The organism is Anaeromassilibacillus sp. An200, from assembly GCF_002160025.1.
GTDB lineage: Bacteria > Bacillota > Clostridia > Oscillospirales > Acutalibacteraceae > Caccousia > Caccousia stercoris.
This window is the reverse complement of record NZ_NFJU01000068.1, coordinates 1-8,445: the sequence shown is the minus strand read 5'-3', so window position 1 is coordinate 8,445 and position 8,445 is coordinate 1. Positions and strand designations below refer to the sequence as shown.

Here is an 8,445-nt window from a genome sequence, read left to right as displayed (position 1 = left end):
TCCCCTGGAAGGCTCCGGAGACGTGTAAAGTAAAATGACGAGACAATCCCAGCTCTGAGAATCATCTCTGAGCTGGGATTGTCTATGCGCCGTTACGTTTGACGCTTACTGTCTTTTTAGGTCTATTTTGATTCTTGTACGGCTCAAGCGCAGACGCCATCCACTGAGACGCAGAAAAACAGCGTTGGGGATCAAATGCATGGAGCCACATGGGAGATGTGCTTCAAAGGGGATAAGCTGTCACCTCAACAGACGTAGAAATCAGCTTGGATGCAACATCGAAAAGCTGTTTTTCATCGTTTATGGGAACAAATGCGTTGCTCGCAAAGAATAGGTTGCGCTATATCGACATTAGTTACCTATATTACAACATAACTAAACCAATATTGCCCTACTCGCAAAGATTTTGCGCTTGAACTGTCTACCTCTCGTAAAGAAACACTTCCAATTCCATGACCGTATGCCTTTAAAATCGCCTCTTTTGCGCTCCATATTTTGATGAACTCGCTGTCTCTATCTTTACTTTCCAAAATCTTCTGCAATTCGGCTTGAGAACAGACACGTTCCGCGACAGTTTGCTTATAGGTACCGGTTTTTTGAATGTCAACGCCGATTGGACGGTCACAAATGCCGCAAACAATATATTGGTTGGAATGGCTGATATTAAATTGAATCTCAGGATATCCCAGTAGATAGGGCTTTCCATATTCCCCATAACCGAATCTCTGTTCGGATATGGGGATATGGAATGTTTCTTTTATGACGACTTTTACGAGAACATCGCCAAGCAGGATGTTGTCTGCGTTTTGTTGCACTCTTTGCCGTAAAATGCGTTCTCGCTTTTCCGGCGTCACACATCGCCAAAAGATCTCTCGTTGATGGTGTTGCAACGGCGCTAAAGCTTTTATAAGATAAATTTGCGGCGTCATAGGTTCAAATATCCTAGCTTAACAAAATACCCGACCCATTTACGCAGATAATCCACATCGGGTTCCTGCCACTCGAACCCAAGCTGTTCCAAGTACCAGACCGTGAACTCGTTTTCAATCCGAATGTTGCTATCATACATGAGCTTATCGTTGGTATCCATATCGTTGATAAATGCCTCATATACATAGGAACTCTCGGTGTTTTTGGCCGTTTCTTTCAATGCCGCTGTAAATTCGGCATCCGGTACTACCTTCAGGTCAATATGCAGAGCGTGGGCCGCATCTACGAGCCTGTCAAAATAGAAAGGCTTGTTATTGTTGATGTGAAATACGGTATAGTGGGCGTTGAAATGCCTTGCAACAGTAACTACCGCTCTTGCCGCATCATCAATCGGCGTAAACTCCGCATACAGCTCCATCAAATAATCGGGCAGGATTCCAAACTCGATGCCAGCCTTCATGCGTTGGACAAAAGCATTTGATTTATAATTTGGCTGAATACTCCGTCCGACGCACGGTTGGTCAGATTTCCCATGCGGCAAATATTCGCCCGTAGGCCCTCTTTCATCGCATCCAAAACCGCCCGCTCTGCCTCAAATTTGCTGCGGGCATAAACATTCCTGAGGTCTTGTCCAATGAACAAGCTGCTTTCATAAAAATGCTTTTCTTCTTCGCTGACATAGACATCGAAGCTGTCAGCAAAAGTATTCCCACTGACACTGATGGTTGAAATATACAGGAAGCGAGCATTCTTTTCTTTTGCAAAAGTCAGCATATTCTTTGTTCCGACTACATTGATGCCATAAAAGTATTTGTAAGAACCATAATGTTTCACGCTGGCCGCTGAGTGGATCACCATGTCGATTTGCGCATCCAGTGCGAACTGTTCCTCGATGTCACCGCACACAACTTTTAGTTTTGGACAACCGTCATATTTATTGCCGAAATAATGGCGTAGAACCGAATTTAGACGGTTGCAGCTTTCGGACTCGTTTTCACCCCGCACAAGGCAGTACACATTGCCGCACTCCTCATTGAGCAACTCGTTCAAGATGTGCGCACCCAGGAAGCCGGTTGCACCGGTGAGCAAAACATTTCCGATCCTTGTTTCTTTTGGAACAGGGGCGCTTCCAATTACGTTCTGATTCAAAATCTCATTGTACGACTCAAAATCTCCAGTACGCCAAACGACTTCTTCTTTGTCCTTCTTCTGAATGTGCTCTGTTAGTGTTTGCACCGTAGGATTGTCAAATACCGCCTGTAATTCAAAATAAATTCTCTCGCTGTGGGCCTTTGAAACAAACTCGATTGCCTTTAGGCTGTCGCCGCCCAAGTCAAAGAAATCATCGAGTAATCCAACAGGGGAATACTCCAGAACTTCCTCCATGAGTTTGGCCAAATTTTTCTCTATTTTACCTGTTGGCCTCACATATTCTGCCTGCGTGACAATGGATGAGAGATCCACTTCCGGTAATGCCTTGCGGTTGGTCTTTCCGCTGGCGGTCAGGGGCATCTCATCAAGGTGGGTGACGATGTGCGGCAACATATATTTGGGCAGCGTTTTTCCAATCTCATTACGGATTTCTTTGGCTTCCAGTTCTTTTCCAGTGTAGAAAGCGCAAATGAGCTGCCTGCCAGTCTCGTCTTTGCGAACCACAACAACCGCCTGTGAAACGCCCTCCACCATGCTGATGGCGTTTTCAATTTCGCCCAGTTCAATACGGAGGCCACGGATTTTCACTTGGAAGTCGTTGCGCCCCACATAACTGATGTTCCCGTCCTCTCTCCAATAGGCGAGGTCGCCGGTCTTGTAGAGCTTACCTGTGCCAAACGGATTGTCAATAAACTTTTGTGCGGTCAGCTCAGGACGGTTTAAGTACCCAGCGCCCACGCAGTCGCCTGCAATGCAAAGCTCACCTGTCACGCTAATGGGAACCAGTTTCCTATATTGATCAACAATATAAATTTGTGCATTTGACGTTGGCCTACCAAGAGAGATATCAACATTTGTTACACACGCATTTGTCACACACAGTCGTCTCGGTAGGTCCATAAATGTTATAGATATCCGCAGAGGTCAGCTTTCGCAGTTTTTCCACTAATTGCACAGCCAACTCCTCACCGCCCAGGACAATCAACTTTAATTGTTTCATATAGTCAGTTTTTGTGTTGTCCGCAATCAATGATTTCATCTTTGTAGGTGTTGTCATCAACACATCTGTACTATGGGTTTGTAGTAAATCATTGAGTTCAGGCTGAATTTTTGCTTGTTCCTCGTTGGCGAGCAAAATCCGAATCCCCTTAGAAAGCGGTAAGAGGCTTTCGGCCAAAAACAAATCAAAACTGACTGTGGTGATAGAAACAACACCTTTGCGGATATTTATCGTTGGAGTGCCTCTACCGTTGTTGAAATCCTGAAAAAGCGGGAGTATTTAGGCCATACAGTCAATTTCAAGACCCGCAAGCACTTCAAGGACAAGAAAAGCCACTATGTTGACGAAAGCGAGTGGACGATTTTCGAGAACACCCATGAGGCTATCATCGACCAGGAAACCTTTGACAATGTGCAGCGTATCCGGGGAAACGCTAGACGCTACCCGGACGGCTTTGGGGAGGCCCATCCCCTGACCGGCCTGATGTACTGCGCCGATTGCGGCGGCAAGATGTATGTTCACCGCACCTACAACGGCAAGCGTGTCCCGCAGTACACTTGCGGCCAGTATGGGAAGTACCCTATCGGCTCCCTTTGCCCTACACAGCACCGTATCAAGGCCGAAGCTGTTCTGACCTTGATTGCTGATATGCTCAGGGCCATCGCGGAGTATTCCAAGAATGACCGGGCGGAGTTTATCCGCACCGTCCAGGAAACGCAGGCCGCCCAGCAGACCGCCGACATATCCAAGAAGCGGAAACGGCTGGCCGCCGCCCAAAAGCGGGCTGGGGAACTGGAACGGCTGATTTGCAAAATCTATGAGGATAACGTCCTGGGTAAGCTGCCGGATGCCCGGTATGAGGCCCTGGACGCACAGTATGCCAAAGAGCAGGACGCTCTCAATGCGGAAATCACGGAACTGGAAAAGGCCGTTACCGGCTATGAGCAGAGCCGGAAATCTGCGGAAAAGTTTATTGCCCTGATTGACAAGTATGAGAATTTCGACACGCTGACAAATACCATGCTCAACGAGTTTGTAGAGAAAATCCTTGTCCATGAACGCGCCCGCAAAGGCAGCCAGGACACTACGCAGGAGGTTGAAATCTACTTCAATTTTGTGGGCCGGTATATGAACAGCAGCTACTATGACCTGCGGGGGAAAATCGTCCAGGCCGAGCGCCGGATTGCCACCCTCACAGAGCGCGAGGAGATGTGGGCGCAGTACAACAAGTACAAGCCCATCCGAAAGCAGCTTGCCAAGGTAAAGCCGGAGAAACGGGAACTGTTCGAGCAGCGCCACAGCCGGGAACTGATCCTCTATGACGCGGCGGCCCGGTATCTGAAGGAACTGAAGGACAGCGGCGAGGAAATCACCCCCAAGGCATGGCAGCGCGAGATCGACCTGCTGACCGCCCAGAAGCAGGTGGACACCATTGACATGAAGGCCATGCGGGAGGAACTGAAAGCCGTTGAACGGCTCCGCAAGGCCGCCGACCCACTGGCCCGCCAGGGACAGGATAAGCCCCGCGACCGGGGGCCGGAGCGATAAAGGGTACGGCGTTTTGCCGACCCCTTTACACACAGAAAAACCGCCGTACAGGTTTCCCCCATACGGCGGCAGACGGTTTATTTGCCGAACAAGTCGCTGTGCGACCCGGTGCGGGCCAGCGTTAGCACCAGCACATCATCCTCGATACGGTAAATGAGCAGCCAGTCCGGGAGAATGTGACATTCCCGATGGCCCACCCAATCGCCGGACAAATCGTGATCGCGGTTTTTATCTGGCAGCGGTTCGCCCATCGACAGCAGCGCCACGACCTGTTCCAGCAATTCGATTTTCAGGCCGCGCTTGATTGCCCGCTTGTAGTCCTTTTTGAAAGCGGTCGTGTACTTGACGGTGTACTTTGTTTTCTTCATTTTTTCAGGTCGGCAAACAACTCGTCAAGGTCATTGTAGCCCTTTACAGACGGGTCTTTTGCAATCCTTTCCGCTTCCAGCATGGCAGCAATCGTTTCCTTGTTGGGCTGTTCCAGCTTCACCTCAAAGGGAATACCGCCTTCACGAAGCGACTGGCGCACGAAGATGTTGAACGCCGTGGATAAATTCATGCCGAGTTCCGCAAACAGGGCGTCGGCCTGTGCCTTCAAATCCGCGTCCATGCGGATGCTGATGTTTGTGGTATTTCCAGCCATATCATCAACCCCTTTCTGCTGGTACTTTTAGTATATGCCATTTGCACGAAGAAAACAATACTTTGCACGAATATTTAACAGTAAATTCATTGAAGGAGGTCGCTGTATGAAGCAGATTATTTTACCCGTCACTGTCCACCTGAATATCCGCCTGCCCCTTGCCCTCTTGCAGCCGGAACTGGCAGACGCGCCCACCGGCCCGGAGCCGGAGGCCCATGCCTGCCAGGGCTGCGACAACTGCGGCGGGTGTGGGAAGTGCCAGCATGAAGAAAAGCAAGCCTGAACCCATCCCTGTCATGGACTACCGCCAGTACCGCAGAGCGCGGCGGCTGGTACATGAGTGCTGTAACTATGACGGCGGCAACTGTATCGCGCTGGACGATGGGGAGGAATGTGTCTGTGTCCAGTCCATTTCCTACTCCCTGTTGTGCCGGTGGTTCCGGGCGGCGGTGCTGCCGCTGGACAGGGAACTGGAAACAGCCCTGTTCCACCGCCTGGACGCCAAACGGTGTGCTATCTGCGGGGCGCTGTTCACCCCCGGCTCCAACCGGGCCAAATACTGCCCGGAATGTGCCGGACGCATGAAGCGTATCAAGGCCGCCCAGCGCAAGCGGAAACAAAGGGCGAAATGTCACGCTTTAGGGGCCGAAAACCCCTTGTAAATCAAGGCTTTTTTCGAGGGTGTCGCTGGGGGCCTGATAGATTATCCTCTGGCCCCCAAAACGGCTCTCTAAAGGCGTACAGACCCCCGAAATAAACCCCAAGGAGGAACCCATGTCAGACAATCGAAAATATTACTACCTCAAGCTGAAAGAAAACTTCTACAACAGCGAAACAATGGTTATTTTGGAGAGTATGCAGAATGGCCTGCTGTACTCCAATCTGCTGCTGAAAATGTACCTCATGTCACTCAAAAGCGGCGGTATTCTCATGCTCAACGACCATCTGCCCCACACGCCCCAGACCATCGCCACCTTTACCCGCCATCAGGTGGGGACGGTGGAGAGGGCCTTGAAGGTGTTCCTCGAATTTGGCCTTGTGGAGATTTTGACCGATGGGGCCTACTACATGGCCGACATCCAATTGCTGATCGGCCAGTCCTCTACCGAGGGGGAACGGAAAAAGAAAGAGCGTATGCGGTTGAAGCGTCAAAAATTGCTCCCATCCGACGGGGCGGACATTTGTCCACCAGAGATTAGAGATAAGAGATTAGATATTAGAGATAAGAGTATAGAGAATAGAGAGAGTGAGAGCGCCCGCACCTATGGTCGTTACCAGAATGTTTTCCTGACGGACGAGGAACTGGCAGATTTGCAGGCCAGCTTTCCCACCGTATGGGGCCAGTACATCGAAAAGCTGTCGGAGTATATGGCTTCTACCGGCAAGCGGTATCAGAGCCATGCCGCCACCATCCGGCGCTGGGCCAGCGAGGACGCCAGGAAAGCGGCTCCGCCCTCTCGCAACCGGGATTACAGCGTAAAGGAGGATGAAACCGTATGATTGAGATTACCGCAGAAATCCGGGCGCTGATCGACAAGGCAGCCGCCGGTGTGGAGCTGGCCGGGGACGAGTACATAGACCCGGCAGACGGCCTCATTCACTGTAAGAAGTGCGGCGGCCAGAGGCAGACCGTTGTGCCATGCTTTGGGAAACCCGGCTATTTCATGCCCCGCTGTATCTGCCAGTGCCAGCGGGAGGCCGAGGAACAGCGCAAGGCCGCCGAGGAACGGCAGCGCCGCATGGAGCGTATCAAGCGCCGGAAGGCCCAGGGCCTGCAAGACCGCTATCTGTACGACTACACCTTTGCCAACGACAACGGCCAAAATCCCCTCTGATGGACAAGGCCCGCGCCTATGTGGAGAACTGGAAGGAGGCTTACAAGAACAACACTGGCCTGCTGCTGTTCGGGGATGTGGGAACCGGCAAGTCCTTTTTCGCCGGTTGTATCGCCAACGCCCTGCTTGACCGGGATGTTCCGGTGTTGATGACGAACTTTCCCACCATCCTGAACCGCCTGACCGGGATGTTCTCCGAGGACAGGGCCGACTTTATCGCCAGCTTTGACGAGTACGACCTGCTTATCATTGACGATTTGGGTGTGGAGCGCAGCACCGAGTATGCGATGGAGCAGATGAAGGAGCCCTATGTGAAGGAGATCGACCCCGGACTCCATGCGCTGCAAGCGGAGGTGGGCGGCGACATTGCCGCCTCCTATCCCTTTGACGATCCGGTGGGGCTGGTGCTGAACGATGAAGGCAAGCTCAGTGGTCTGGACCTGAACCGTTCCCTATGGGACGAGCATGGGGAGATTTACGACATTGTGGTGGGCACCTTCCTGGTAGTGGGCTTGGGGACGGAGAATTTTGCGTCCCTGCCCCCGGATATGATCCAGAAGTACACCGAGCGATTCAAGCGGCCGGAGCTGTTCGCCAGCATCAACGGGCAGATCGTATCCGTTCCTGTGGAGCCAGAAAACCCGCTGCACACGGCGGAAATGACCCTGGAAGACGACTACGGCATGATTGACGGGATCATCAACAACGGCCACCGTGGTGAGGAATTGGAGAAAGCCCAGACCGAGGCGCGCAGGACCACGCCGGAGAAAAAGCCCTCCATCCGGGAGCGGCTGGAGGACGCGAAACGGGAGTGCGCGGAACGGAAAAGCCCGGACAAGTCTGCCCTGCAGAAGAAGCCCCCGGAGCTGGGCGACTTATGAGCCGGAGCAAGAAATGGCGTCTGGAATGGTCGTTCTTCCTGGGTGAGAACGGCAGGCGTCAATATAACAAGCTCTGCAAGAGCTGCATCCATCCCTGCAAGCAGAGCTTCCGAGCGGTGGTGGTATCCTGCCCGCACTATCTTTCCCTCCGTTCCAAAAAGTGCAGGAATTAGGGTTCAAAATAGGGGAAGAAACCGCCTGTGGCGGTTTTTCTGGGTAGGGGCAGTATGATTCCCTATATGGGGCGGCAGAGCGTTTCTACATAGGAAAAATGCTGGATTTGTACCTTTTGTAAACAAGAAAAGAGCGCCGTCATCGGATATTTGTCCGGTGGCGGCGCTCTTTGTGTTAATATGCTTTAGCGAAACGACAACCCCCGGCTAGGCCGGGGAGAGTAAAAGAAATTATATAATGAAAAAACCTTCTGGTAAAATAAAGTTGCGGTCGGTCAACTGC

At 51.6% G+C, this 8,445-nt stretch carries 11 protein-coding genes and 2 pseudogenes; 7 read left to right on the top strand and 6 right to left on the bottom strand.

Translation table 11 applies throughout. The annotated features are described in order from the left end of the window. Positions 1 to 359: 359 nt before the first annotated feature. From B5F35_RS16975 to B5F35_RS19480, 4 genes are read right to left on the bottom strand one after another with little or no spacing between them, the layout of a single operon-like run. Positions 360 to 929 carry a 4'-phosphopantetheinyl transferase family protein gene (locus B5F35_RS16975; protein ID WP_087242745.1) on the bottom strand — a complete coding sequence of 190 codons (570 nt, stop codon included), beginning with the start codon at positions 927 to 929 and terminating at the stop codon, positions 360 to 362. Continuing rightward, positions 926 to 1,390, bottom strand: a complete 465-nt coding sequence (locus B5F35_RS16970; protein WP_087242743.1) for a hypothetical protein — start codon at positions 1,388 to 1,390, stop codon at positions 926 to 928. The genes B5F35_RS16975 and B5F35_RS16970 overlap by 4 nt, the downstream gene beginning before the upstream one ends. After that, the gene (locus B5F35_RS19485; protein ID WP_087242741.1) at positions 1,387 to 2,982 is read right to left on the bottom strand and encodes an SDR family oxidoreductase; all 1,596 of its coding nucleotides are present in this window, start codon (positions 2,980 to 2,982) and stop codon (positions 1,387 to 1,389) included. The genes B5F35_RS16970 and B5F35_RS19485 overlap by 4 nt, the downstream gene beginning before the upstream one ends. Then, positions 2,930 to 3,259, bottom strand: a complete 330-nt coding sequence (locus B5F35_RS19480; RefSeq protein ID WP_275532272.1) for an AMP-binding protein — start codon at positions 3,257 to 3,259, stop codon at positions 2,930 to 2,932. The genes B5F35_RS19485 and B5F35_RS19480 overlap by 53 nt, the downstream gene beginning before the upstream one ends. A gap of 45 nt (positions 3,260 to 3,304) precedes the next feature. On the opposite strand from B5F35_RS19480, the pseudogene B5F35_RS16955 reads away from it, so the two are divergent. Continuing rightward, positions 3,305 to 4,222 (top strand): annotated as a pseudogene (locus B5F35_RS16955) (DUF4368 domain-containing protein); the annotation flags it as partial. Positions 4,223 to 4,707: 485 nt separating this feature from the next. Here B5F35_RS16955 and B5F35_RS16950 read toward each other — a convergent pair. Both B5F35_RS16950 and B5F35_RS16945 read right to left on the bottom strand, forming a co-directional pair. Further along, entirely contained in the window at positions 4,708 to 4,998 is a 291-nt protein-coding gene (locus B5F35_RS16950) for a type II toxin-antitoxin system YafQ family toxin (RefSeq protein WP_087242737.1), read from the bottom strand. After that, a complete protein-coding gene (locus B5F35_RS16945; RefSeq protein ID WP_003509354.1) occupies positions 4,995 to 5,273 on the bottom strand; it encodes a type II toxin-antitoxin system RelB/DinJ family antitoxin in 279 nt (92 codons plus the stop codon). Before B5F35_RS16945 ends, B5F35_RS16950 begins: the two co-directional genes overlap by 4 nt. 106 nt (positions 5,274 to 5,379) lie before the next feature. Between B5F35_RS16945 and B5F35_RS18940 the strand changes: the two genes are divergently transcribed. The 6 genes and pseudogenes from B5F35_RS18940 to B5F35_RS18935 all read left to right on the top strand — a co-directional run bounded on the left by B5F35_RS18940 (position 5,380) and on the right by B5F35_RS18935 (position 8,162). After that, positions 5,380 to 5,556: a hypothetical protein gene (locus tag B5F35_RS18940; RefSeq protein ID WP_164488534.1), complete on the top strand. Its 177-nt coding sequence runs from the start codon at positions 5,380 to 5,382 to the stop codon at positions 5,554 to 5,556. Beyond that, entirely contained in the window at positions 5,537 to 5,935 is a 399-nt protein-coding gene (locus B5F35_RS16940; protein ID WP_087242735.1) for an IME_Rho_tet family cysteine-rich VLP protein, read from the top strand. The genes B5F35_RS18940 and B5F35_RS16940 overlap by 20 nt, the downstream gene beginning before the upstream one ends. 112 nt (positions 5,936 to 6,047) lie before the next feature. Then, positions 6,048 to 6,773, top strand: coding sequence for a putative phage replisome organizer (locus B5F35_RS16935; RefSeq protein WP_087242733.1), 726 nt, complete (start codon positions 6,048 to 6,050; stop codon positions 6,771 to 6,773). Then, a pseudogene (locus B5F35_RS19070) lies at positions 6,770 to 7,407 on the top strand (ATP-binding protein); the annotation flags it as partial. The gene B5F35_RS16935 and the pseudogene B5F35_RS19070, both read left to right, overlap by 4 nt. After that, positions 7,396 to 7,989, top strand: coding sequence for a DUF3846 domain-containing protein (locus tag B5F35_RS19065; protein WP_330396279.1), 594 nt, complete (start codon positions 7,396 to 7,398; stop codon positions 7,987 to 7,989). The pseudogene B5F35_RS19070 and the gene B5F35_RS19065, both read left to right, overlap by 12 nt. Continuing rightward, entirely contained in the window at positions 7,986 to 8,162 is a 177-nt protein-coding gene (locus B5F35_RS18935; RefSeq protein WP_164488533.1) for a hypothetical protein, read from the top strand. The genes B5F35_RS19065 and B5F35_RS18935 overlap by 4 nt, the downstream gene beginning before the upstream one ends. Positions 8,163 to 8,445: the final 283 nt, after the last annotated feature.

What these genes read in the sequence shown, in the direction of transcription:
- B5F35_RS19485 (WP_087242741.1), bottom strand. Translation starts at nt 2,982, where the DNA reads ATGGACCTACCGAGACGACTGTGTGTGACAAATGCGTGTGTAACAAAT.
- B5F35_RS18940 (WP_164488534.1), top strand. Translation starts at nt 5,380, where the DNA reads ATGAAGCAGATTATTTTACCCGTCACTGTCCACCTGAATATCCGCCTG.
- B5F35_RS16975 (WP_087242745.1), bottom strand. Translation starts at nt 929, where the DNA reads ATGACGCCGCAAATTTATCTTATAAAAGCTTTAGCGCCGTTGCAACAC.
- B5F35_RS16940 (WP_087242735.1), top strand. Translation starts at nt 5,537, where the DNA reads ATGAAGAAAAGCAAGCCTGAACCCATCCCTGTCATGGACTACCGCCAG.
- B5F35_RS16945 (WP_003509354.1), bottom strand. Translation starts at nt 5,273, where the DNA reads ATGGCTGGAAATACCACAAACATCAGCATCCGCATGGACGCGGATTTG.
- B5F35_RS18935 (WP_164488533.1), top strand. Translation starts at nt 7,986, where the DNA reads ATGAGCCGGAGCAAGAAATGGCGTCTGGAATGGTCGTTCTTCCTGGGT.
- B5F35_RS16950 (WP_087242737.1), bottom strand. Translation starts at nt 4,998, where the DNA reads ATGAAGAAAACAAAGTACACCGTCAAGTACACGACCGCTTTCAAAAAG.
- B5F35_RS16935 (WP_087242733.1), top strand. Translation starts at nt 6,048, where the DNA reads ATGTCAGACAATCGAAAATATTACTACCTCAAGCTGAAAGAAAACTTC.
- B5F35_RS19065 (WP_330396279.1), top strand. Translation starts at nt 7,396, where the DNA reads ATGGAGCAGATGAAGGAGCCCTATGTGAAGGAGATCGACCCCGGACTC.
- B5F35_RS16970 (WP_087242743.1), bottom strand. Translation starts at nt 1,390, where the DNA reads ATGAAGGCTGGCATCGAGTTTGGAATCCTGCCCGATTATTTGATGGAG.